The sequence below is a fragment of the Streptomyces sp. NPDC093225 genome (genome assembly GCF_044753805.1).
GTDB lineage: Bacteria > Actinomycetota > Actinomycetes > Streptomycetales > Streptomycetaceae > Streptomyces.
Window position 1 is genome coordinate 93,852 of the sequence record NZ_JBIVNX010000017.1, and the last position, 23,459, is coordinate 117,310.

Annotated in this window: 17 protein-coding genes; 12 read left to right on the forward strand and 5 right to left on the reverse strand. The window is 72.8% G+C overall.

All coding sequences use genetic code 11. The features are described from left to right. The first annotated feature begins 849 nt into the window (after positions 1–849). The 8 genes from ACIQCH_RS17950 to ACIQCH_RS17985 all read left to right on the forward strand — a co-directional run bounded on the left by ACIQCH_RS17950 (position 850) and on the right by ACIQCH_RS17985 (position 13,976). Positions 850–1,650, forward strand: a complete 801-nt coding sequence (locus tag ACIQCH_RS17950) for a polysaccharide deacetylase family protein (RefSeq protein WP_402581957.1) — start codon at positions 850–852, stop codon at positions 1,648–1,650. Positions 1,651–2,099: 449 nt separating this feature from the next. Then, positions 2,100–2,324 (forward strand): hypothetical protein, encoded by a 225-nt coding sequence (locus tag ACIQCH_RS17955; RefSeq protein ID WP_402581849.1) that lies wholly within the window; start codon positions 2,100–2,102, stop codon positions 2,322–2,324. A 348-nt stretch (positions 2,325–2,672) separates the two neighbouring features. Beyond that, positions 2,673–4,310, forward strand: coding sequence for a CHAP domain-containing protein (locus tag ACIQCH_RS17960; RefSeq protein WP_402581851.1), 1,638 nt, complete (start codon positions 2,673–2,675; stop codon positions 4,308–4,310). Between the two features lie 170 nt (positions 4,311–4,480). Further along, positions 4,481–5,740, forward strand: coding sequence for a transglycosylase family protein (locus tag ACIQCH_RS17965; protein ID WP_402581853.1), 1,260 nt, complete (start codon positions 4,481–4,483; stop codon positions 5,738–5,740). Between the two features lie 393 nt (positions 5,741–6,133). Beyond that, a complete protein-coding gene (locus tag ACIQCH_RS17970) occupies positions 6,134–12,238 on the forward strand; it encodes a DNRLRE domain-containing protein (RefSeq protein WP_402581959.1) in 6,105 nt (2,034 codons plus the stop codon). 123 nt (positions 12,239–12,361) lie between these two features. Next, entirely contained in the window at positions 12,362–12,739 is a 378-nt protein-coding gene (locus tag ACIQCH_RS17975; protein ID WP_402581855.1) for a hypothetical protein, read from the forward strand. 146 nt (positions 12,740–12,885) lie between these two features. After that, complete coding sequence (locus ACIQCH_RS17980; protein WP_402581857.1) at positions 12,886–13,212, forward strand: nuclear transport factor 2 family protein; 327 nt, start codon at positions 12,886–12,888, stop codon at positions 13,210–13,212. A gap of 95 nt (positions 13,213–13,307) precedes the next feature. Next, the gene (locus ACIQCH_RS17985; RefSeq protein ID WP_402581859.1) at positions 13,308–13,976 is read left to right on the forward strand and encodes a hypothetical protein; all 669 of its coding nucleotides are present in this window, start codon (positions 13,308–13,310) and stop codon (positions 13,974–13,976) included. A gap of 283 nt (positions 13,977–14,259) precedes the next feature. On the opposite strand, the gene ACIQCH_RS17990 is transcribed toward ACIQCH_RS17985, so the two are convergent. The 3 genes from ACIQCH_RS17990 to ACIQCH_RS18000 all read right to left on the reverse strand — a co-directional run bounded on the left by ACIQCH_RS17990 (position 14,260) and on the right by ACIQCH_RS18000 (position 17,036). Next, positions 14,260–15,549, reverse strand: coding sequence for an extracellular solute-binding protein (locus ACIQCH_RS17990; protein ID WP_402581861.1), 1,290 nt, complete (start codon positions 15,547–15,549; stop codon positions 14,260–14,262). A gap of 406 nt (positions 15,550–15,955) precedes the next feature. Then, a complete protein-coding gene (locus ACIQCH_RS17995; protein WP_402581863.1) occupies positions 15,956–16,567 on the reverse strand; it encodes an SMI1/KNR4 family protein in 612 nt (203 codons plus the stop codon). A 43-nt stretch (positions 16,568–16,610) separates the two neighbouring features. Next, positions 16,611–17,036 carry a DUF192 domain-containing protein gene (locus ACIQCH_RS18000; RefSeq protein WP_402581865.1) on the reverse strand — a complete coding sequence of 142 codons (426 nt, stop codon included), beginning with the start codon at positions 17,034–17,036 and terminating at the stop codon, positions 16,611–16,613. Positions 17,037–17,185: 149 nt separating this feature from the next. Between ACIQCH_RS18000 and ACIQCH_RS18005 the strand changes: the two genes are divergently transcribed. After that, the gene (locus ACIQCH_RS18005; protein WP_402581866.1) at positions 17,186–17,905 is read left to right on the forward strand and encodes a prepilin peptidase; all 720 of its coding nucleotides are present in this window, start codon (positions 17,186–17,188) and stop codon (positions 17,903–17,905) included. A gap of 203 nt (positions 17,906–18,108) precedes the next feature. Here the strand turns inward: ACIQCH_RS18005 and mgrA are convergent, their stop codons facing one another. After that, positions 18,109–19,146: an L-glyceraldehyde 3-phosphate reductase gene (gene mgrA, locus ACIQCH_RS18010; RefSeq protein WP_402581868.1), complete on the reverse strand. Its 1,038-nt coding sequence runs from the start codon at positions 19,144–19,146 to the stop codon at positions 18,109–18,111. Between the two features lie 123 nt (positions 19,147–19,269). On the opposite strand from mgrA, the gene ACIQCH_RS18015 reads away from it, so the two are divergent. The 3 genes from ACIQCH_RS18015 (at position 19,270) to ACIQCH_RS18025 (ending at position 22,830) form a co-directional block, all read left to right on the forward strand. Beyond that, the gene (locus tag ACIQCH_RS18015) at positions 19,270–20,031 is read left to right on the forward strand and encodes an isoprenyl transferase (RefSeq protein ID WP_402581870.1); all 762 of its coding nucleotides are present in this window, start codon (positions 19,270–19,272) and stop codon (positions 20,029–20,031) included. A gap of 353 nt (positions 20,032–20,384) precedes the next feature. Next, the gene (locus tag ACIQCH_RS18020; protein ID WP_402581872.1) at positions 20,385–21,701 is read left to right on the forward strand and encodes a PhoH family protein; all 1,317 of its coding nucleotides are present in this window, start codon (positions 20,385–20,387) and stop codon (positions 21,699–21,701) included. Positions 21,702–22,140: 439 nt separating this feature from the next. Next, positions 22,141–22,830 carry a transglycosylase SLT domain-containing protein gene (locus ACIQCH_RS18025; protein ID WP_402581874.1) on the forward strand — a complete coding sequence of 230 codons (690 nt, stop codon included), beginning with the start codon at positions 22,141–22,143 and terminating at the stop codon, positions 22,828–22,830. 239 nt (positions 22,831–23,069) lie between these two features. Here ACIQCH_RS18025 and ACIQCH_RS18030 read toward each other — a convergent pair whose 3' ends face one another. Continuing rightward, the gene (locus ACIQCH_RS18030) at positions 23,070–23,456 is read right to left on the reverse strand and encodes a hypothetical protein (protein ID WP_402581875.1); all 387 of its coding nucleotides are present in this window, start codon (positions 23,454–23,456) and stop codon (positions 23,070–23,072) included. Positions 23,457–23,459: the final 3 nt, after the last annotated feature.

Genomic DNA, 23,459 nt, shown 5'->3' on the forward strand with positions numbered 1-23,459 from the left:
GCTACCTCCGCCCCGCGCAAGGGCGCCGCCCCCGCGGGCGCCGCGGTGGCGAAGGACGACACCGTCACGCTGGTGAAGGGTGCTGCCTCCGCCGCGTCCAAGGGCGTCGGCCCCGCGGATGCCGCAGCTGCCGCCGCTGCCGCGGACGCCGGTCCGCCGAAGGACGTGACCCTCACGCTCGCGAAGGGGGCGGCCTCCGCCGCGCTCAAGGGCGCCGCCCCCGCGGGCGCCACGCCGCCGAAGGACGCGACCGTCACGCTCACCAAGGGCGTGGCCTCCGGCCCGCGCACGGGCGCTGCCCCCGCGGGCGCCGCGGACGGTGCTCCGCCGAAGGACGCGACGCTCACGCTCGCCAAGGGAGCCAAGGGCGCCAAGGGCGCCCCGCGCAAGGGTGCGGGCTCCGCCCCGTCCAAGGACGTGACCCTCACGCTCGCCAAGGGGGCCGCCTCCGCCGTGCCGAAGGACGCGACCCTCGCGCTGACGAAGGGCGCCGCCGCCGCTGCTCCTGCCGAGGGTGCCGCCGCCGTGCCTGCCGAGGCCGCCGCCCCTGGGCCCGCCGAGGGTGCCGGCGCGCCCGCCGAGCGGGCGGCGTCCGCCCCGAAGAAGCGTGTGGCCCCCTCGTGGGCCAAGGGCGCGGCCTCCGCCCCGACGAACGACGTGGCCCCCGGGCCCGCCAAGACGGCAGCGCCCGCCGAGGGTGCAGCCTCCGCCCCCGCGAACGGCGTCGCCCCCGTACCCGTGCCCGTGCCCGTCGCCGGCGACGACGTGCCTGCCGAGGAGGCTTCCCTCGCCCTCCTGCCGGGCCCGGGACGGGGCGCCGAGGACGGGGACCCCGCCCCGGGTTCCCGGATACGGAAGTTCCGGTACCGGGCCCAGCTCGCGGTCCTGGCCTCGGCGGCCTGCCTCAGCCTGGCGGTGTGGGGTGCGGCCGAACTGACCGCCACCGAGCGCGGCCGGGAGGCGGCCGCGCCCATCACGGGTCACCGCAAGCCCCCCGCCCGGGCGGCGGCCCCGCCGGCCGCGCCGCCCGTGGCCCGTGTGCCGCAGGACATCGCCCACGACCCGGAGGGCGGCGGTACGGCCATCACCATCACCATCGACGACGGCCCGGACCCGACCTGGACGCCGCGGGTCCTCGACGTGCTGCGCGAGCACCACGTCAAGGCGGTCTTCTGCATGATCGGGCCGCAGGCTGCCGCCCACCCGGACCTGGTCCGCAAGGTGGTCGCCGAGGGCCACCGGCTCTGCGACCACACCATGTCCCACGACGTCCGCATGGACAAGAAGCCGGTCGCCTACCAGCAGAAGGAGATCCTGGACGCCCAGCGCCTGATCGCACAGGCCGCCGGCGGCACGGCCGAGGTCGAGTACTACCGCGCCCCGGGCGGCGCCTTCACCCCGGACAGCCGCCGCATCGCCGCCGAGCACGGCATGCGCCCCCTGGGCTGGAACGTGGACACCAAGGACTTCGAACGCCCCGGCGCCGACGCGATCCTGCGCACCGTCCAGCGCGAACTCCCCGCCTCGGGCGGGACGATCCTCTTCCACGACGGCGGCGGCGACCGCACCCAGACCGTCACCGCCCTCGACCGCGTCCTGGCCTGGCTCAAGGACCAGGGCCGCACCACGGCCTTCCCGGTTCTGCGCTAGCCGGCCGCTTCGGGACCGGGCCGTGCGCCCGGCTCCCGTACGACCTTCCGCCCGGGCGGCGTCCATGTGACGCCGCCCGGGCTTTTTGGCGCCCTGCTGGTAGGTCAACTTCCTTTTGTGTGAGCCGAGTTGATGCATCGCGGCGTGTTGGGTGCGGTACGCCGCCGGTGGCGCCCCGCGCTGCGTGTCCGCGCGGCCGGATCCGGCCCCGGCCCGGCCCTGCTGACCGCAAGCGTCCACCGCCGGTTCCGTCCAGCCGGATGCCCTTCCGCCTGCCCTGAGCTGCGACGAAGCTATTGATCAACGGCAGGGACGAGCGAAGCGAAGCCCGCCGGAAGGACCGGAGAGACGTCACCGCGGGACGTGGAACCGGGCCGATCACGCAGCGAACGCGACGGCGCACCCCGTGCCGGAAGCGTCCACCCGACTCCAGGAAAAGGACCACTCCCATGTTCCGCACCCGCATCGCCCAGGCCGCCGCGGTCGCCACCTTCGCCCTCGCCGCCCTCGTCCCCGCCCTGGCCGCCCACGCCACCGCCGACCAGCACACCCGCACCGCCGCCACCACCGTGTGGGAGACCGCCCCGGTCGGCAAGGCCAAGCCCACGACCGTGTGGGAGACCGCCACCGCCGGCAAGGCGACCAAGCCGCAGGCCACCACCGTCTGGGAGTAACCCGGCCAGGCCGCCACCCGCCGGCCGTCCCCCCAGCCGCGCCCTCCGCGCGAGTCCCGCCCCGCGCCCTGCGCGCCGCTCCACCAGGCGCCCGCCGCGCCCCGCCCCACCCGCGCCTCCCGCGCCGCGCCTCATCAGCGCCCCGCGCGTCCGTGCCGCCGTCCGACTGCTGCGCCTGCAGGGCAGCCGTCCCCGAACACGGCCTCGACACGGGTCCCGACACGGCCGCCACGGCCCGACCCGAACCGGCACGGCGCCCCCAGTCTTCGGCCTCCGACAGGCCAGCCGCGTCCCGCGGCACCCCACAGACCTGCTCGCCTCCGTCCTGAACCCAGGAGCTGCTCCGCCATGTCCAAGAACCTCAAGAACGCCGCGATCCGCCTCACCTCCGCCTCCGCCCTCGCCGTCTCCGTACTCACCGCGGTCGTCGTCACCCCGGCCAGCGCCTCGCCGCTCACCGACGGCATCGCCGCCACGGCCAAGGCGGAGAACGGCAACGGCTACTGCGCCCACGGCGGTTACGTCGGCGGCCCCAACCAGTCCAGCAGCTGCACCGGCGGCACGACCCGCACCCACGCCTGGTGCGCCGACTTCGCCGGCTGGGTCTGGGCCCGCAACGGCGTCACCGGCCTGGCCACCCTGGACGACCGGGCCGCCAGCTTCATGGACTACGGCAAGAAGTACGGCACGCTCTCCAGCACCCCGCACGTCGGCGACGCGGTCGTCTACAACTACAACGGCGGCGACTACGCCGACCACGTGGCCGTCGTCACCGGCGTCAGCGGTGACACGGTCACCATCACCGGCGGCAACCAGGGCGGTTACCCGGGCCACGTCTCCACCAACTCCACCCCCTACTGGCGGGTCGGCCAGTCGCCGTGGGGCCAGCGCATCAGCGGCTACATCTCCCCGGCCGGCACCACCAACCCGCAGTACCCCAACCCCGCCTCGCTCCCCAGCGGCACGCTCGTGAAGTCCCCGAACGGCCCCGAGGTGAAGGTGATGGTCTCCGGATCGGGCGTCCCGGTGGCGGCCTCCGACGTCACGCCCGACAACTACGACCTCAGCAAGCTCGTGCTGGTGGACGACGCGGCCTTCCGCGCCCTGCCCAGCGCGCCCCCGTCCGGCACGGTCGTCCACGACCAGGCGGGCGGTGCCGAGCGCTACGTGATCATCGACAACGCCGCCCTCCTGATCGGTGGCGACGACTGGGTCCCGGCCGGCTACAACCAGCGCCCCGACATGGGCGTTCCGACCGCCTGGCTGAAGGCCGCGGCGCAGCGCACCGTACCGGCCGGCACCGTCGTGATGGACCAGACGGGCACCGACCCGGCCCGCTACGTGATGGTGAACGGCACGGCACTGCACATCTCGGCCTCCGAGTGGACCGAGGACGGCTACAACACCCAGAGGCTGATGGGCGTCCCCGGCCAGTGGCTGAAGCGCGCGGTCACCAAGACGCTGCAGGCCGGCACCGTGGTCATGGACGGGTCCGGCACCGACCCGGGCCGCTACGTGATGGTGGGCGGCACGGCCGTGCACATCTCGGCCTCCGAGTGGACGGCGAACGGCTACAACACCCAGCCCGAGATGGGCGTCCCGGGCGAGTGGCTGAACGCCTCGGTGGGCAAGCAGGTCGCCAACGGCACGATCGTGAAGGACTCCTCGGGCACCGACGCGACGGTGTACGTGATGGCGGGCGGCGTGGCCGTGCGGCTGACGTGGGCGGACTTCACCGGCCTGGGCTACGACAAGCAGACCCTGGAGTTCGCTCCGGGCGGGTTCCTGACGCCGGCCGCGGCGAAGGCGGCCCCGGCTGACGGCACCATGCTGCTCTCTCCGGACAGCAACACGGTGTGGCAGGTCGTCGGCGGCAAGAAGAAGGCCCTGACCGACGACCAGTTCGGCCCGGGCAAGCTCAACCGCGCCGACGTGGTCAGCGTCCCGGCCGCCTTCACCGCGAAGTTCCCGACCGTCACCGGCTGAGCCCCGCCCGCCCCGGCCCCGCTCCGGGGCACCCCCCAGGCCCGGCCTGGGACACCGCCCGAGGCGCCGCCCCCGAGCCGCCCGCCCGCCCCTCCCCGGGCGGGCGGCCCGGGCCCGGCCCGGCGCCCGGCCCCGCAGACCACCGCCCGCACCTGCCCGAGGGATCCACCATGCGCTCCGCCGCCCGCCAGAAGTCCGCGCTCGCCGTCACCGCCACCGCCCTGCTGGCCCTGGCCGCCCCGCTCCTGACCACCACCGAGGCCGCCGCCGCCTCCGTCTCCACCTGGGACAAGGTCGCCCAGTGCGAGGCCAGCGGCAACTGGAGCATCAACACCGGGAACGGCTACTACGGCGGCCTCCAGATCTCGATGTCGACCTGGCGCGCCTTCGGCGGCACGGCGTACGCCTCCCGCCCCGACCTGGCCACCAAGCAGCAGCAGATCCTCACCGGCGAGAAGATCCTGGCCGGCCAGGGCGAGGGCGCCTGGCCCTCCTGCGGCCCCGCCGCCCACCTCGGCTCCGACCACACCGACCCGTACCCGGCCGGCCCGACCTACCCGAACCCCTCCTCGCTGGCCTCCGGCACGCTGGTGAAGTCCCCGAACGGCCCCGCCGTCAAGGTGATGGTGTCCGGCTCCGGCGTCCCGGTCGCGGCCTCCGACGTCACCCCCGACAAGTACGACCTGAGCAAGATCGTGCTGATCGAGGACGCGGCCTTCCGGGCCCTGCCGAGCGTGCCCCCGTCCGGCACCGTGATCCACGACCAGGCGGGCGGTGCCGCCCGCTACGTGGTCGTCGACGACGCCGCCCTGCCGATCTCCGCGGCCGACTGGACCGCCGACGGCTACGACCAGCGCGCCGACATGGGCGTCCCGACCGCCTGGCTGCAGGCCGCGGTCCAGCGCACCGTCGGCAACGGCCGGGTGGTCATGGACCAGTCCGGCAGCGACCCGGCCCGCTACGTGATGCTGAACGGCAGCGCCCTGCACATCTCGGCCGCCGAGTGGACCGCGAACGGATACAACACCCGCACCCTGATGGGCGTCCCGGGCGACTGGCTGCACGCGGCCGCCGCCCGCCAGATCGGCAACGGCACGATCGTCAAGGCCGCGGACGCCGACCCGACGGTGTACGTGATGGCGGGCGGGGTGGCCGTTCCGCTGACGTGGGCGGACTACACCGGCCTCGGCTACGACAAGCGCACCCTCGAGCAGGCGCCCGGCACGTACCTGAAGGCCGCCGCGGCGAAGGCCGCCCCGGTGGACGGCACGATGCTGCTGTCCCCGGAGAGCAACGTGGTGTGGCAGGTCGTCGGCGGCAGGAAGAAGGCCATGACCGCGGACCAGTTCGGCCCGGGCAAGCTCAGCTTCGACGACGTGGTCGGCGTCCCGACGGCCTTCACCGCGAAGCTCCCGACCGTCACCGCCTGACCCCGTCCCCGCCCCCGCGCCTCCCTTCCCCCGGCCGTCCGCCTCCCTTCCCCCACGGAAGGGAGGCTGACGGCTTTTCGGTCACCACCGTTTCCGAACGTGACGCACATCACCCACACGGCATGATCGGGAATGTCTGATTCCGCTCTTGCTCCAGGCGGTAACTCCCGGTTTGTCCGCGCCTGTTTTCGATTAAGTTCCACGTCACCTATGCAAAACGCGAGGTGCCCTTCCGTTTGTGAAGTGCCGTGCCCCGCCGTCCCCAGGTCGCTCGCGACCTCGACTAGGAGACATGTGAACACCCCCTTCGCGGGCCGTGCCCGCGACCGCGGGCTGCCGTGGCACCGCCGGAGAAGAGGGATCCCCGCGATAGCCGCGGGCCTTGCCCTCGTCATGTCCACCTCGGTCCTCTACGGAGCCGAGAGCGCCGTCGCCGCCGACCGGGCGCGCGCCGCGAAGGCGGACCGCCAGAGCAGCACCCCCGCCACCGCCCCCGACGTCCCCTCCGCGAGGATCGCGGCCCGACTGTCGGGCAAGCGCGTCGAGGCGCTCTCCGAGCGCACCGAGACCTCGACGACCTGGGTGAACCCCACGGGCGACCTCACCACCGAGCTCACCGCCGGCCCCGTCCGCTTCCGTGACGTGGTGACCGGCGACTGGCGCCAGGTCGACCTCGACCTCGCCGCCAACCCGGACGGCTCCGTCGAGCCCAAGGCCCACCCGCACCGCCTGCGGCTCGGCGCCCCGGGCGGCAAGAAGCTGGCCCGGCTCTCCGACAACGCCGCCGCCGCCTCGCGCGACCTGGTGACCCTCGGCGAGGGCGACCAGCAGATCACGCTCCAGTGGAAGGGCGGCCTGCCCGCCCCGAAGCTCGACGACAACCGCGCCACGTACGAGAACGCGGTGCCCGACGGCGACCTGGTCGTCGAGGCCACCCGGACCGGCTTCGAGCAGTTCGTCCGCATCAACGAGCGCCCCGCGGCCGGGGGCTACACCTACACGCTGCCGTTGAAGGCCAAGGGCCTGAAGGTGGAGCAGCAGCGCGACGGCAGCCTGCTCTTCACGGACAAGAAGAACAAGAAGCAGGCCGTCATGCCCGCGCCCGTCATGTGGGACGCGACCGTCGACAAGGTCTCCGGCGAGTCCACCCACCGGGCGAAGGCGCAGATGAAGGTCGTCCGCCACGGCGGCACCATCGACCTCGTCATCACCCCGGACGCGAAGTTCCTGGCCGACCCGGCCACCCGCTACCCGGTGACCGTCGACCCGTCCACCTCGTCGCTGGGCAACGTCTTCGACACCTACGTCCAGCAGGGCGAGACGGTCGACTGGTCGACCGACACCGAGCTGGACCTCGGCAACCCGGGCACGAAGAACGCCGACGGCACCTTCCGCACCGCGCGCTCCTTCATCACCTGGAACACCGCGCCGATCTCCGACGCGCTGGTCACCAGCGCGACGCTGAGCCTGTGGAACTTCCACTCCGGCAACACCGACTGCGTGGCCTACCCGTGGGAGGTCTGGTCGGCGGGCAAGTCCTCCACCGCCTCCCGCTGGACCGCGCAGCCCGCCTGGACGGCGAAGAAGGCCACCTCCACGGAGACCAAGGGCAACCCGGGCTGCACCTCCGCCCCTGACGGCTGGATCAACGCCGGCGTCACCACGCTGGTGCAGGAGTGGGCTTCCGCCAAGAACTCCACGTCCGGCATGGGCCTGCGCGCCACCGACGAGTCGGTGACCGCGCAGTGGAAGCGCGTGAACTCCGCGAACGCCGCGAGCAACCCGCCCAAGCTGGTCGTGACGTACAACTACCGGCCCCGCACCGGTACCAAGCAGGAGGCGGGCCCGCCGTTCTACTCGTACGGCGGCAGCTACGTGGTCAACACGACCACGCCGACCCTGCGCGACACCTTCGTCGACCCCAACGGTGACAAGGTCAACGGCACCTTCGAGGTCCGGGACGCGGTGACCGACACGCAGGTGGGCAACTACCTCGTCTCGCCGTGGACCCCCTCCGGCCAGGTCGCCTCGGTGACCGTGCCGGCCGGCGTGCTGACCAACGGCAAGACGTACAAGTTCCGCACCTCGCCGTACGACGGCACGCACTACAACCTGGGCTGGTCGGCCTGGAAGAACTTCACCGTCGACACCTCCGCTCCCTCCGCGCCCACCGGGATCACCTCGACGGACTACCCGTCGAACGCCTGGGTCAAGGGCGGCGGCCAGGCCGGCGTCTTCAACGTCACCCCGCCCGCGGCCGACCACAACTGGCTGGAGTGGTCCCTGGACGGCGTGACCTGGACCAAGGTCGCCACGGGCGGCGTCGCCGGCGCCAAGGCCATCACGGTCACCCCGCCGCGGGACGGCAACCACACCCTCCAGGTCCGCACCGTCGACCAGGCGGACAACAAGTCGGAGCCCCTGACCTACGCGTTCCACGCGGGCCCGGGCGGTTTCGTCCAGCCCGCCGCGGGCACCCGTACGGCGCGCCGCCTGCCGCTGGTCGCCGAGGCCGACAGCACCAAGTACGACAGCGTGTCGTTCTCCTGGCGGCGCTCCGCCGCCGACGCCTGGACCCCGGTCCCGGCCGGTGACGTCACCCAGGGCGGTACCGCCCTGACCGCCTGGCCCATCGCCCTCACCGGCGGCAAGAGCCCGGCCCTGACGTGGAACGCCACCGACACCGTCAATCCGGACGGCAGCATCGAGATCAAGGCCGACTTCACGGGCCCGAACGCCGCCGCCGGCAGCACCGACCCGCTGGCCGTGGTCGTCGACCGCAACGCCGGTGTCGCCGCCGGGCAGACGGTCGGCCCCGGTTCCGTCAACCTCCTGACGGGTGACTACACCCTCACCGAGGCCGACGTGAAGAACCAGGGCCTGTCCGTGGAGCGGTCCGCCTCCTCGCGCACCCCGGGTGCCGTGCAGGAGGGCCAGCTGCCCATCTTCGGCAAGGAGTGGGTCGCCGGTACCATCGCCGAGCTCACCAATTCCGACTACGCCTTCGTCCAGCAGCTGTCCGCGACCGCCGTGGACGTGGTGACCTCGGACGGCACGCCGATCCACTTCACCGCCAACGCGGGACAGACCGGGTGGGTCCCCGAGCCCGGCTCGGAGACGCTGACCCTGACCGGCTCGGTCACCGGGTCGTTCACCCTGACCGACTCGGAGGGCGTCACCACGACGTTCACCAAGCCGGCCGGCGCCACCACGTGGCAGCTCAGCAGCACCGGCAACCAGGGCCAGTCCGACTCCACGTCGAACGTCGAGTCGACCACGGTCACCGTGGGCGGCAAGCAGCTGGCGCGCCCGGTGCGGGTCTTCGCCCCCACCTCCGCGACCACCGTCGCGGCCTGCAAGGCGGACCCGTCCACCAAGGGCTGCCGCGTCCTGGAGTACGTCTACGCCACGGCGACCACCGCCACCTCCGGCGCCTTCGGTGACTTCGTCAACCAGGTCAAGGAGATCAAGCTCTGGTCGACCGCGTCCGGCGCCGCCTCCGCCACGGCCAAGACCGTGCAGAGCTACGCCTACGACGACAGCGGCCGCCTGCGCGAGACCTGGGACACCCAGATCACGCCGGCGGTGAAGACCGCGTACGACTACGACTCCGCGGGCCGGGTCACCAAGCTCACGCCCCCCGGCGAGCTGGCCTGGAACTTCACCTACGGCAAGGCCGGGTCGAGCAGCGCGGCCGGTGACGGCATGCTGCTGAACGTCTCGCGCGCCGGCCTGAAGCAGGGCACCACCGACGTCGTCGAGGGCAACGCCGTGACCACCCTGGTCTACGACGTCCCGCTGTCCGGCGCCGCCGCCCCGTACCAGCTCGGCACCGCCGACGTGAAGCGCTGGGCCCAGACCGACGCCCCGACCGACGCCACGGCCGTCTTCCCGGCCGACTCGGTCCCGTCCTCCAACGACGGCGGCACGCTCACCGCGGGCGCCTACACCCGCGCCACCGTCCACTACATGGGCACCTCGGGCCGCACCGTCGACAAGGCCGAGCCCGGTGGCGACATCACCACCACCGAGTACGACCTCTTCGGCAACACCGTCCGCGAGCTGACCGCGGCGAACCGCGAGGTGGCCATCGGCACCTCGGCGGCCGCCGTCGCCGCCCGCGCCGGGCTCGGCATCGCCCAGCTCACCGAGGCGGAGCGCGCCGACCTGCTCTCCACGAGCACGGCCTACGACGCCCGCGGCACCCGCGAGCTGGAGGAGTTCGGCCCGCTGCGCCGGATCGAGCTGACGGCCGACCTGAAGTCCGGAGCCACCACCCTGGTCGCCGCCGGCACCCCGGTCACCGCCCGCTCGTGGAAGGTCACCGCGTACGACGAGGGCCGGCCCACCGACGGCAGCGCGATCGTCAAGGACCGCGCCACGCACGTGACCACCGGTGCCCAGGTGCGCGAGCACCCGACCGTCCAGGGCGAGACCCGCACGACCGAGACCCAGTACGACTGGGCCAAGGGCGTACCGGTCAAGACGATCGAGGACCCGGCGGGCCTGGCGCTCACCACCACGACGGAGTACGACGCCCAGGGCCGCGTGACCAAGGTCATCCAGCCCGGCGGCACCGGCACCGACGCCACCACGAAGGTCACCACCTACTGGTCGGCGACCGGTACCGGCACGTGCCAGGGACGTCCGGAGTGGGCGGACCTGATCTGCTCCACCGGACCGGCCGGAGCCATCACCGGGGGCGGGTCCAACCCGACCACGCTGCCGGTGAAGACGCTCGAGTACGACTGGTGGGGCTTCACGTCGAAGATCACGGAGACCTCCGGGGCCACGACGCGCACCACCACCACGACCACGGACGCCGCAGGTCGCGTCGCGTCGGTGGCGACCACCGGCGGCCTCGGCCAGGCTTCCCCGTCGACGAGCGCCGAGTTCGACCCGGCCACCGGTCGTGAGACGAAGTCGGTCTCGCCCACGGGCGGCACCCTCACCACCGTCTTCGACAAGCTCGGCCGTCCGGTCTCGTACACCGACGCCGACGGTGGCACCACCACCACGGAATACGACCTCCTGGGCAGGAAGGTCAAGACGTCCGACAGCGTCCCGTCCTCGGTGACCTACACCTACGACCACGCGGCCGAGCCGCGCGGTCTGGTCACCAAGACCGTGGACTCCGTGGCCGGCACCTTCACCGCCTCCTACGACGCGGACGGCGCCCAGGTGTCGGAGACGCTGCCGGGCGGCTACACGCTCAAGCAGTCCTTCGACCCGACGGGTACGGTCGTCGAGCGCGCGTACACCCGTGACAGCGACGGCGTCCTCGTCCAGTCCGACACCACCAGCCGCTCCATCCACGGCCAGGTGACCTCGGACGCGCAGAACGCCGAGCAGGTCTACGGCTACGACGCCGTCGGCCGGCTCACCTCGGTGGAGGACACCGCCGAGACGGTCTGCACCAAGCGCACGTACGCCTTCGACGGCCGTTCCAACCGGACCTCGCTGACCACGGCACCGGGCACCCCCGGTGCCGACTGCCCGACCAGCGGGGGCACCACCACGTCCACCACGTACGACAGCGCCGACCGGCAGTCCACCGCCGGCTACGCGTACGACGCCTTCGGCCGCACCACCGCCAAGCCCGGCGGCGTGGCCTTCGGCTACTACACCAACGACCGGGTCTACCAGGAGACGCTGGGCAGCCAGCGCCAGACCTGGAAGCTCGACGGTACCCAGCGCATCCGCTCCTGGACGGTCGAGGCCAACAGCGGCGGCACCTGGACCCAGACCCAGTCGAAGGTCAACCACTACGACTGCGGCTGCGACCGGCCCAGCTGGGTCCTGGAGGACTCCGCCACCGGAACGGTCACCCGCAACGTCGACTCCATCGGCGGCGGCCTCGCGGCCACCACGAGCAAGACCGGCAACACGGTGCTCCAGCTCAGCGACATCCACGGTGACGTGGTGCTGCAGCTGCCGCTGGACACCTCCGTCGCGCCGACCGTGCTCGACACCGACGAGTACGGCAACACCCGCGCCGGCAGCAAGCCCGCCCGCTACGACTGGCTGGGCGGCCAGCAGCGGTCCGGCGACACGCTCTCGGGGCTGACGCTGATGGGCGCCCGTCTGTACGACCCGGCCACCGGCCGGTTCCTGCAGGCCGACCCGGTCGCCGACGGCGGCGCCAACGCCTACGGCTATCCGGCCGACCCCATCACGATGTACGACGTCAACGGCAAGTGGTGGTGGTCGAACAGCATCTACTGGAAGATCACCAAGTGCGCCATGGCGATCATCGACATCGCCCTGTGGTTCGGCGGCATCGGCTGGGTCATGAAGATCACCAAGTTCCGGCAGGCCGTGCGCATCATCCGCTCGGTCGGCTTCCGGCGCCTGTACAACATGGTCAACGCGATCCGTGGCACCAGGGGCCAGTGGTGGAAGGTGGCCGGCTGGTACGGCGCCTCCCTGTACAGCGCGTTCAAGGTGTTCATGGGCATCTCCGCCGTCCAGGAGGACTGCTGGGAGGCCTTCCGCTGACGGTGACGGCCGCCCGGCACTGACCGGGCGGCCCGCCACCGACGCGTGAGAACGGTACGGGGACCCGCGGCCCGCGGGTCCCCGTACCACCCGCCCCTCTCCCACCGAAGGGAAATCCCCCCCATGTCCCCCGGCTTCTGGCAGGCCGCCGGCACCGTCGCCCTGATGGCCGCCGTCCTCATCGTCGCGATCTTCCTGGTCCTCCTCGTGCGGGCGTCCCGCAAGCGGACGCCCCGGGACCGCCGCCCCCGCCTGTACTTCTCCGCTCCCGTCGTCATCGCCGCCGTCCTCGGCTTCGTCCTCGGCGCGCTGGCCACCGGCAGGTCCCCGGACCTCAGCTTCGACGAGTTCAGGGTCCTTTCCGTCCCCATCAGCGCCGGCCTCGCCGCCCATGGCGTCCTCCGCACCCGTGGCGCGCGCGTCGCCGAGTTCACCGGGGCCGCCATCGCCCTCACCATCGGCACCCTGGTCTCCGGGGCCACCACCTACTTCGGCTTCTGACGGCCGCTTCCCGGCCGCCGGTGGCGGCCACCGAGAGACCCCCGCCAACACGCCGACCCTCCGTCAGGCGGGTGAGGGTCGCCGGGGCCGGGCCCCCGGGGGTGTTCCCTGAGGGGGTCCGTACGCACCACCCCCAGGAGCCCCGCATGACCATCGCCCCCAAGAACCTCACCGACCCCACCGTCGCCAAGTTCGTGACCGCCGTGAACGCGCACGACAAGGAGGCGTTCACGGCGCTGCTCACGCCGGCGGCGACGATGTCCGACGACGGCGCGGACCGGGACCTCGACGAGTGGGTGGACCGCGAGATCTTCGACTCGAACGGCCACATGGACGTGCAGTCCGAGTCCGACCACGGCCGGGCGATCACCGTCAACTACCGCAACGACGCCTGGGGCGAGATGCGCACCGCCTGGCGCTTCACCGTCACCGACGGCGGCCAGGTGAGCCGCTTCGAGACGGGCCAGGCCTAGGAGGCCGACGGATCAGGGGCGGACCCCTGGCGGCCGTACGGGTGAATGCGCGGCCCCCGCAGTTCCGGGCCGCCCGCACCCCGCGTTGTCCGGGCATGACCCCCACGACCAGCACCGGCACCGGTACCCGCGCCGGCGCCCGCACCCGCACCCACCGCACCGTCCCCCTCCTCGCCGCCGGCCTCGCCCTGCTCGCGGCGGGCACCGCCGCCACCGCCGCCGCGCCGCCCCCGGACGCGTACACCCAGGACCCGGCCGGCGGCGACAAGACGATGCGCACCGCATGGACGAAGGACGAGCACCACCGGCTCGAGGCCCAGTTCCGCTTCCATCCGGGAGTGGTGTTCAAGACCCGCAAGCGCCCCGCGACGCAGGAGGCGCCGGACTGGGGCGGGGGCGCGCCGGACCCGGCGACGCTGGCGTACGAGCCGAAGGTCGAGTTCGCGTACGACGTCTACAGCGGCCGGCTGCTGCGCGGCAGCTCGCTCGGCGCCGCCAAGAAGGGCACGCACGACGTGACCCTCGACGCGACGGTGGTCTCGGAGCGGGGCGCGAAGGTCGCGGAGTTCCACGAGGCGAAGGCCGGCCGGCCCGCCGGCTTCCGTGCGACGTACCCGCTGGGCCGCCGCGTCGCCTGCGACTCCGGGGCGTACACGGTGCGCTGGTCGATCACCCGGACCGGTCCCGCCGACGCGACGGCGACGGTGCGGGGCACGCTGCGCTGGGACTCCGACTGCGCGCGGCTCCGCAAGGCGTTCGGCTGAGCGGTGCGCGGAGGGAGGGGCGGAGGGCGGAGCGGGGGAAGCGGAGGAGGGGCGGCGGATCGCTCCGCGGGCGCCTTGTGGGCGCGGTGCGGGCGACCGCCGGGGGCGTCGGATCGACGCCGTGCAGCCATCGTGCCGGGGCGGGGGTGGGCCGCGGCGGGGGCGAGGGTCCCGTACGCGCGGGGCGCAGGACCTTCGGGAGGGGGGCGGGACGTGCCTCGGCGGGAAGCCGGTCGTACGGGGGGAGAACGGCCGGTCTCTCACGGGGGAGGCCCCGGCCGGGTCAGCCGCGCGCGGCCGACCGCGCCTTCTCGGCGATGTCCTCCAGGACGCGCTTCGGATCGGCGTCGGGGGCGACGGCGCGCCCGATGTTGCGCTTGATGGTGTCGCTGACGCTCAGCCAGGACGGCGAGTTCACCGGGTAGAGCTGTGCGCCGCGCAGCGCGGTGAGGAACTGCGCGTCGGTCCCGTCCGCCGTCGTGTCCTTCGAGTCGCGACCGGCGGTGACGGTCGAGGGCAGCAGGTGGTAGCGGCCCGCGAACTCCTCGAGGTTCTTGTCCGCGTAGAGGAAATCGAGGAACTTTCCGATGGGCTCGCGGTTTCCGTTCTCCTTGAACGCCACCATCCAGTCGGCCACGCCGAACGTCGGCGGGGTTTCCCCGCTCGCCGCCAGCCAGTCCGCCTGCGGCATTTCGATGGCGCCCACGGAAATTCCGCGCTTGGCGGCCTCGTGCGAGAGCGACGGATAGCCGTTGAGCATGCCGACGTCTCCGCGCAGGAAGGCGTCGAAGGCGTCCTGGCGGTTGAAGGCGGCGGGCTCGCCGGGGCCCGTCAGCCCGGGCCGCACGAGGTTGTCGCGGATCCACTTGAACGTCTGGACGTTCGCGTCGGAGGCGATGTTGTAGCCGCCGCTGCTGTCGGCCCAGCCGCCGCCGTTGGAGAGCTCCCAGATCATCGACTCCGCGTGCGCCTCCTCGGGGCCCAGCGGCAGCGCGTACGGGTACTTCACCCCGGCGCTCCTGAGGGCCTTGGCGTCGGCCTTCAGGTCGGACCAGGTCTTCGGCGTGCCGTCGATGCCGGCCTCCCGGAAGAGGCTCTTGTTGTAGAAGAGCAGCCGGCTGCTGGCGACCCACGGGAGGCCGTACAGCCTGCTGCCGATCGACCCGGCCTCGGAGAGCGGCGGCAGGAAGTTCGCCTCGGCGGAGACCGACAGCAGCTCGTCGGCGCCGTAGAGCTCGCCGTCCACGGCGAAGTCCGAGTAGGCGCCCATCAGGGCCATGTCGGGTGCGTCGCCGTCCTTGACCATGCGGGTGACCTCGCGGTCCACGTCGGTCCAGGGCAGCAGCTTCACCTCGACGGTGGTGTCCGGGTTCTGGTCGTGGAACGCCTTGGTGACCTCGTCCCAGTACGCCTTGGAGCTGGTGGCCGCGGTGTCGCCGTATTCGGCGGCGACGAGCCGGAGCGTGGTGCCGCTGCCGGTTCCGGCGGACGTGCCGCAGCCGGTGAGTGTGAGTGTGCCGAGCAGGCCGAGCGCGGCGGTCGCCGCGGCCGGGCCGAACAATCTTCGTCGCACGGTCGGTGTCCCCTGAATTCCTTTTGGTTCGTGTTGCTGCTTGTCGGTTTGGGTTGCTCAGGGTTGCCGTGTCCCTCGGTGGCCCGTTGCGCCGGAATTCTCTCCCGGGGTTCGGGCGGATGGATCCCCCGGGGCGGCAGTTGTGGGCAATGCTCCAACTGGCCGAATTCCTACTGGTGTTTTCCGATATCTGATCGACTTTTATGACGCGCGTAGACCCGGCTCCGCGGGGTTTTCCGAGGAGTACGGAGAGGGCTGGGCGGACCGACCGGTCGGTGGGCCCGGCGGTGTGCGTGGCGCGATCCGGGCGCTGGCGTACGGGCATGCGGAACGCCGCCCGCGCGAGGTGGCGCGGACGGCGTCGAGGGGTGAGGGGCGCTGCCGGGGGTGGGGGAGGAGGCGGCGCTCAGCGGCCTGCGTAGGGGTCCGGCTCGCCCGTCTCGGGGTTGAGGCCGGCGAGCCAGCGGCGCTGCGCCTCGCGCCAGTTGACGAAGGACTGGGGGCGCTCGCTGTCCCAGAAGACGAGGCTGACCGGGTTCAGGTCGAAGTCGTCCGTGAACAGCCGGCACAGGAACTCGGCCATCCCGTACGGGTAGAGCGCGAACTGCTCCGCGGTGTGGCGGCCGCAGACCAGCACCGGCCAGCGGTCCGGATCGGGGTCCACCGTGTGCCAGCACAGTATGTCCGCGCCCGCGGTGACGCCCCAGGCGAGGATGTGCTCCGGGTCGGTGTCGAACGCGGCCCGGCCCCCGAGGCCCTGCCAGGTGGTGCGGGCGTTGGCGGTCTCCTCCGCCATCTGGTCCGGGTCGTACTGGGGGCCGTGCGCGGCGAGCGGCAGCAGGACGCCGGCCTCGCCGTTGATCGAGCCCGCACCGAAGCGCTCCATGAAGGCCACGTAGTCGGCGGGGAAGCGGGTGCCCCAGGCGGCCTCGGCGGCCGTCCAGTCGATCTCCTCGTCGGCGCCGTGCACCGCGGGCATCAGCCGCTCCAGCGCCTCGACCTGCGCGTTCTTCGCCATCCCCGCTCCCCGACGCCCTGCCGCTCCGCTGTGGCCAACCGCCCTAACCTACCGTGGGCCCGTCGGCCTCCGGTACGGGCCCGGCCCCGCCGCCGGGCGCGAGGCCGACGGTCGTGCCGGGGCGCAGGCCCCAGGCGGCGAACCGGCCCGCCTCCGCTTCCAGGACGTGGCGGGAGCGCGGGCGCGGGAGGCCCAGGCGGCCCGGGCGCATCGTCCGGACCGCGAGGACGCGCAGGTTCCGGTCCAGGTACGCGACGTCGATCGCGAAGCGCATCCGGAACGTGTGGACGCTCCCCGCCGGGGTCAGCAGCAGGGCCCCCTCGATCCCGTCCCGGCCCAGCAGCCCCCGCGTACGGCTCCGGTACGAGGCCGCCACCTCCAGCGGGACCTCGCGGTCGGCCGCGCCCCCGGCCGCCGCCGGGACCCTCAGGGTCCCCGTCCCGTCCCGCCAGCGCCGCCCGCCGCCCATCGCGCCCCCGCCCCTCTGTCCGTGCTCATGCCCGTGCCCCGGGCCCGTGCCCCGTGCCCGTGCCGGCGAGCGTACGACCCCCGCACCCGCGTCCGAATGGGCCCAGGGGCCCATGACCGGGCCCCGGCGGCCTCCCTAGCCTCGGGGGCGTGGTCATCGTCCTGATCAGCCTCGTCGCCGCCGCGTACGGCGCCGGTGCCGGGCTGCTGCTGCCCAAGGCCGCGTACCGGCTGGCGGTCGAGCCGGGGGAGCCCTGGCGCTTCGACTGCCCCCGGGGTCACCCCCTCACGGGCTGGCTCGGCACCGCGCGTTGCCGGGGCGTCGCCTACGGGCCCGAGCCGGTGCGCACCGCCGTCCTGACCGCCGTCGTGTGCGCCGCGCTCGCGGGGGCCGCCGGGAACGTGCCGGAGGCCGCGGTCTGGGCGCTGCTCGCCCCGTTCGCGGTGCTGCTCGCGCTGGTCGACCGGGCCGTGCACCGGCTGCCGGACGTGGTCACCCTCCCGCTGGCCGCCGGCGCCGTGGTGCTGCTCGGCTGCGCGGCCCTCGCCCCCGGTGCGGCCGGGTCGTGGCGGGACGGGCTGCTGGGCGGGGCCGGACTCGCGGCCGCCTACTTCGTCCTCTTCCTGATCAACCCCGACGGCATGGGCTTCGGCGACGTCAAGCTCGCGCTCGCGCTGGGGGTCGCTCTTGGGTGGTACGGGTGGGGGGTACTGCTCGTCGGAGCCTTCCTCGGCTTCCTCTACGGGGGCCTGTACGGGCTCTCCCTTGTGCTGAGGGGCCGGGCGGGCCGCCGGACCGCCCTCCCGTTCGGGCCCTTCATGGCCGCCGGGGCGTTCACCGGACTGCTCCTGGGCGGACTCGCTGCGTAATCGTGTCGCGGCAATGCACGCAGCACGCTTTACGAAGGGTTATGGTGGAACCCCCCCCTCGGGCCGGTCCGTATCCCCCCCACGGACCGGCCCGTTTTTCGTTCCCGGGCCGGGAGTTCCGGCCGCGGGGCGGGAATCCCCAGCTCAGCCGTGGCGAGCCGGCCCCGCCCGCGGGCCCCCCGGCACCGCGGAACGGGCGGCGCTCAGCCCCGCTGGGCCCAGATGTTCGTCCCCGGCGTCGAGACCGCGTACGAGTCGATCTCCGCCAGCTCCTCGTCGGACAGCGGGGCGCCGCTCAGGGCCGCCACGTTCTCCTCCAGCTGGGCCACGCTCGACGCGCCGATCAGGGCCGAGGTCATGCGCGGGTCGCGCAGGACCCAGCTCAGCGCCAGCTGGGCCAGCGACTGGCCGCGCCGGGCGGCGATGTCGTTCAGGCCCCGCAGGCGGCGCAGCACCTCGTCCGACAGCAGGTCCGGGTTCAGGGACTTGCCCTGGGTGGCGCGGGAGCCCTCGGGGATGCCCTTGAGGTACTTGTTCGTGAGCAGGCCCTGGGCGAGCGGCACGAAGGAGATGCAGCCCATGCCCGCCTCCTCCAGGGTGTCGAGCAGCCCGTCCTCCTCCGTCCAGCGGTTGATCATGGAGTAGGAGGGCTGGTGGATCAGCGGGCGCACGCCCATGTCCGTCAGGATCCGCACCGCCTCCGCCGTCTGCTCGGCGGTGTAGGAGGAGACGCCGACGTACAGCGCCTTGCCCTGCTGGACCGCGGACGCGAGGGCGCCCATGGTCTCCTCCAGCGGGGTCTCCGGGTCGAAGCGGTGCGAGTAGAAGATGTCGACGTGGTCGAGGCCCATCCGCTGGAGCGAGGCGTCGAGCGAGCCCAGCAGGTACTTGCGGCTGCCCCACTCGCCGTACGGGCCGGGGTGCATCAGGTAGCCGGCCTTGGTCGAGACGACCAGTTCGTGCCGGTACGGCGCGAAGTCCTGCGCAAAGATCTTGCCGAAGTTCAGCTCGGCCGAGCCGGCCGGCGGTCCGTAGTTGTTCGCCAGGTCGAAGTGGGTCACGCCCAGGTCGAAGGCGCGGTGCAGGATGGAGCGCTGGGACTCCAGCGACCGGTCGTCGCCGAAGTTGTGCCAGAGGCCCAGGGAGACGGCGGGGAGCTTGAGGCCGCTGCGGCCCGTGCGCCGGTACTCCATGGAGTCGTAGCGGGTGGCCTCTGCCCGATAGGGATTGTTATCAGTCACGTTGTCCTCCCTATCACGGACTTGTGACATCCCGGGTTGGGCCGCCGATCCCGACGCGCAGTAATGTGGCGCCGTCGGGGGACAGCGAAGCGCACGGGGTCTAGGCACGAAGGGGCTGAAAACGTGAGTCTGCGCGACCTGGTGTACGGAATCTACGCGCGCCGGGTGGAAGGCCGCCTCGATCACGCGGCGGTGCCGAAGCACATCGGCGTCATCCTCGACGGCAACCGCCGGTGGGCGAAGGCCGCCGGGGGCACCACGGTGCAGGGCCACCAGGCCGGCGCCGACAAGATCCACGAGCTGCTGGGCTGGTGCGCCGAGACGGACGTCGAGGTCGTCACCCTCTGGATGCTGTCCACGGACAACCTGGACCGCTCCGAGGAGGAGCTCCGCCCGCTGCTGAACATCATCGAGAACACCGTCCGCGGCCTGGCCGCCGACGGCCGCTGGCGCGTCCACCACGTCGGCAACCTCGACATCCTCCCCGCCCGGACGCAGAGCGTCCTCAAGGAGGCCGAGGAAGCCACCCGCGACGTCCGCGGGATACTCGTCAACGTCGCCGTGGGCTACGGAGGCCGGCAGGAGATCACGGACGCGGTCCGCTCGCTCCTGCACGAGCACGCCCGCAAGGGGACCTCCATCGAGGAGCTCGCCGAGGTCCTCGACATCGACCACATCGCCGAGCACCTCTACACCCGCGGCCAGCCCGACCCGGACCTGGTGATCCGCACCAGCGGCGAGCAGCGGCTGTCCGGATTCATGCTCTGGCAGAGCGCGCACTCCGAGTACTACTTCTGCGAGGTCTTCTGGCCGGCCTTCCGGAAGGTGGACTTCCTGCGGGCGCTGCGCGACTACGCGGCCCGGCACCGGCGCTACGGCGCCTGACCCTCCGCCCCGGTCCTCCGGGGGAGTCCACCACGGCCCCCGGAGCCTGACGCCGCATCCGCTCGCACCGCTCCCACCAGCAAGGCCTTCACCAGGGATTCACCGGCCGTCCGTCATGTGCCGTGGCATGGCGGCGCGTGTTCGGGGAATACCCCAAGCAGGTCGACGCCCGAACCACGGGTGTCGCATCTCAGCGGGCGGCACCGGGCCGTCCGCCCGGGAGGCCCTTTGCACCAGGACGCGCGTGCGGACCGCACGTACGAAGCGGAGGGCCGGAAATCGGCCCTGGCATTGCGGCCGATGACCGGTCCGGGCTTCATGGCCCGACCTCACTCGAGGGGGTACGTCCTTCCGTGGTGACCAGCACAAAGCGCCGCACACCCGACCGGCGCACCTACGTACTCGACACCAGCGTCCTGCTGGCCGACCCGCACGCCTTCTCCAGGTTCGACGAGCACGAGGTCGTGCTCCCGATCGTGGTGATCACGGAGCTGGAGGCCAAGAGGCACCATCCCGAGCTCGGCTACTTCGCCCGCCAGGCCCTGCGCCTGCTGGACGACTTCCGGGTCCGGTACGGCCGCCTCGACGCCCCAATCCCGCTGGGCGACCTCGGCGGCACGCTGCGCGTCGAACTCAACCACTCCGACCCGGGCGTCCTGCCCGCGGGCTTCCGGCTGGGGGACAACGACTCGCGGATCCTCGCGGTCGCCCGCAACCTCCAGGCCGAGGGGTACGACGTCACCGTCGTGTCGAAGGACCTTCCCCTGCGCATCAAGGCCTCCTCGGTGGGCCTGCTCGCCGAGGAGTACCGCGCCGAGCTGGCGATCACCGGCGACGGCTGGACCGGCATGAGCGAGCTCGCGCTCTCCGGCGAGCAGGTGGACCTCCTCTACTCGGAGGAGCGGCTCTACGTCCCCGAGGCCGCGGAACTCCCCGTGCACACCGGCCTCGTCCTGCAGTCCGAGCGCGGCAAGGCCCTGGGCAGGGTCACCGTGGACGGCAACGTCAAGCTCGTGCGGGGCGACCGCGAGGCCTTCGGGATCCACGGCCGCAGCGCGGAGCAGCGGATCGCGCTGGACCTGCTGCTGGACCCGGACGTCGGGATCATCTCGATGGGCGGCCGGGCCGGCACGGGCAAGTCGGCGCTGGCGCTGTGCGCGGGCCTGGAGGCCGTCCTGGAGCGCCGCCAGCACCAGAAGGTGATGGTCTTCCGGCCGCTGTACGCGGTGGGCGGGCAGGATCTGGGCTACCTGCCGGGCACCGAGGCCGAGAAGATGAGCCCGTGGGCGCAGGCGGTCTTCGACACGCTCTCGGCGGTGGCCGGGCGCGAGGTGATCGAGGAGGTGCTGGGGCGCGGGATGCTGGAGGTGCTGCCGCTGACGCACATCCGCGGCCGGTCGCTGCACGACGCGTTCGTCATCGTGGACGAGGCGCAGTCCCTGGAGCGGAACGTCCTGCTGACCGTTCTGTCCCGTATCGGGGCCAACTCCCGGGTTGTCCTCACCCACGACGTCGCCCAGCGCGACAACTTGAGGGTGGGCCGGTACGACGGCGTGGTCGCGGTCGTTGAGAAGCTCAAGGGCCATCCGTTGTTCGCCCACGTCACGTTGACCCGCTCGGAGCGCTCGCCGATCGCCGCCCTGGTCACCGAGATGCTGGAGACGATCTGAGCGCAAGCAACCCGAAGGCCTCGTGAAGGGGTGAATCGGACAGGCGAGTTGGCGCCGTCCGGCAAAGGTCCAGGAGCCTAGCCGGGCGGCGCCCTCGTGCACAGGCGTTTCCCCAAACCTACGTCGCCCCACGAGGTGTGAGCTTTCCCACGCAACGGGGAATTGCCTTGCGGTGTCGACCTCCGGCAAAGTCTTGCTTCCGTCAGGCCCCGCATACGGCACACCTGTATCTCCACGGAGGTTCTCCGCGGAGGTGCGCAGCGCCACCACAACTCAACAGACACCGCCGTATGCCGCCCGGAAGCACCACGAGGCACTCCCCTCAAGGGAGTTGTCCACGGGCCCGCGCCTCCAGTGACCATTGGCAAGTGGAGGCCAGCGCCAGGGGCACTCTTGCGTCCGCCAGGTCACGCCCCGGACGCTGCTGGAAGGAAACCGTGTGAGCCGGATCTCGGTCCGGGGATTCGCCGTGGCATCCGCCACCGCGGTCACCACTGTTGGTGCAGTCGTGGGTGTTGCCGCCGGCGACCCGGGTGCCTCGAACGACCTCGAGACGACCGCCGCGGGCACGACGCTCCTCACTGACATCCCGGTCGGCGACCAGGCCCAGGTCCAGACTGCGTCCCTGACGCAGCAGGCCGACGCCCTCGCCAGCGCGGCCGACGCGGACGCCAAGAAGTCCGCCGAGGAGTCCGCCCGTATCCAGGCCGCCAAGGACGCCAAGGCGAAGAAGGAAGCCGCCGAGGAGAAGGCGAAGAAGGAGCGCGAGGCGAAGGACGACATCGCCAGCCGCTCCGAGCGCCGCGACCCCGGTTCCTTCGCGCCGCAGAGCTCCTACACCGTCGCCGAGGTCAAGGCGATGGCCCGCCAGATCGTGGGCGCCGGTCAGTTCCAGTGCTTCAGCAACATCGTGAACCACGAGTCCACGTGGAACTACCGCGCGGTCAACCCGTCCTCGGGTGCGTACGGCCTCGTCCAGGCCCTCCCGGCCTCGAAGATGTCGTCCGCGGGCGCCGACTGGCGCACCAACCCCGCGACGCAGATCAAGTGGGGCCTGAACTACATGAACGAGCGCTACGGCAGCCCGTGCGGCGCGTGGAGCTTCTGGCAGGCCAACAGCTACTACTAGGCCTTCCCCAGCACGCGAAGTGGGGCCGGATCCAACCGCCGAAGGCGGTTGGATCCGGCCCCACTGGCGTTGGGGGGGGGGGGGGGGGGCCCCCCCCCGGCGGGGCCCGCGGGGCCGGCGCCCCCCCCCCCCCCCCCCCCCCCCCCCGGCCGGGGGCGCCCCCCCCCCCCCCCGGGGGGGGGTGGCCCCCCCCCCCACTGGCGTTGCCGGGGCCGTGCGGCCCCGGCAACGGGACTTCCTCAGGTCCGGCGCGCCGGCAGCACCGCCGCCAGCAGCGCCGGGACGGCGGCGCAGACCGCCGCGTGCGGCCACGACCAGCCGAGCCCGACGTACTGGGCCCACACCATCTGGACCAGTACGCCGGCCAGCACGCAGGCCGGGACGGACAGGGCCAGCGGCCGGACGCGCAGCGCCCACAGGCCGATCCAGAACCCCACCAGCGTCAGGGCCAGCCACAGCGCCATGCCCTCGAACGGGTGGAGCGTCATGCAGAACTCGTCCGGGCTGCTCCCGCACACCCGGTCGTCGGCCTGCTGCCCCCAGCGGACGGCCGCCAGCCCTGCGGCGCCGAGCGTGGCGCCGAGCACGGCGCTGCCCAGGATCCTGACGGTGCGGTGGGTTCCCATGCC

Coding starts and splice junctions, on each gene's coding strand:
- ACIQCH_RS17960 (WP_402581851.1), top strand. CDS start 2,673: ATGTCCAAGAACCTCAAGAACGCCGCGATCCGCCTCACCTCCGCCTCC.
- ACIQCH_RS17955 (WP_402581849.1), top strand. CDS start 2,100: ATGTTCCGCACCCGCATCGCCCAGGCCGCCGCGGTCGCCACCTTCGCC.
- ACIQCH_RS17975 (WP_402581855.1), top strand. CDS start 12,362: ATGTCCCCCGGCTTCTGGCAGGCCGCCGGCACCGTCGCCCTGATGGCC.
- ACIQCH_RS18030 (WP_402581875.1), bottom strand. CDS start 23,456: ATGGGAACCCACCGCACCGTCAGGATCCTGGGCAGCGCCGTGCTCGGC.
- ACIQCH_RS17970 (WP_402581959.1), top strand. CDS start 6,134: ATGTCCACCTCGGTCCTCTACGGAGCCGAGAGCGCCGTCGCCGCCGAC.
- ACIQCH_RS17980 (WP_402581857.1), top strand. CDS start 12,886: ATGACCATCGCCCCCAAGAACCTCACCGACCCCACCGTCGCCAAGTTC.
- ACIQCH_RS18000 (WP_402581865.1), bottom strand. CDS start 17,036: ATGGGCGGCGGGCGGCGCTGGCGGGACGGGACGGGGACCCTGAGGGTC.
- ACIQCH_RS17965 (WP_402581853.1), top strand. CDS start 4,481: ATGCGCTCCGCCGCCCGCCAGAAGTCCGCGCTCGCCGTCACCGCCACC.
- ACIQCH_RS17985 (WP_402581859.1), top strand. CDS start 13,308: ATGACCCCCACGACCAGCACCGGCACCGGTACCCGCGCCGGCGCCCGC.
- ACIQCH_RS17995 (WP_402581863.1), bottom strand. CDS start 16,567: ATGGCGAAGAACGCGCAGGTCGAGGCGCTGGAGCGGCTGATGCCCGCG.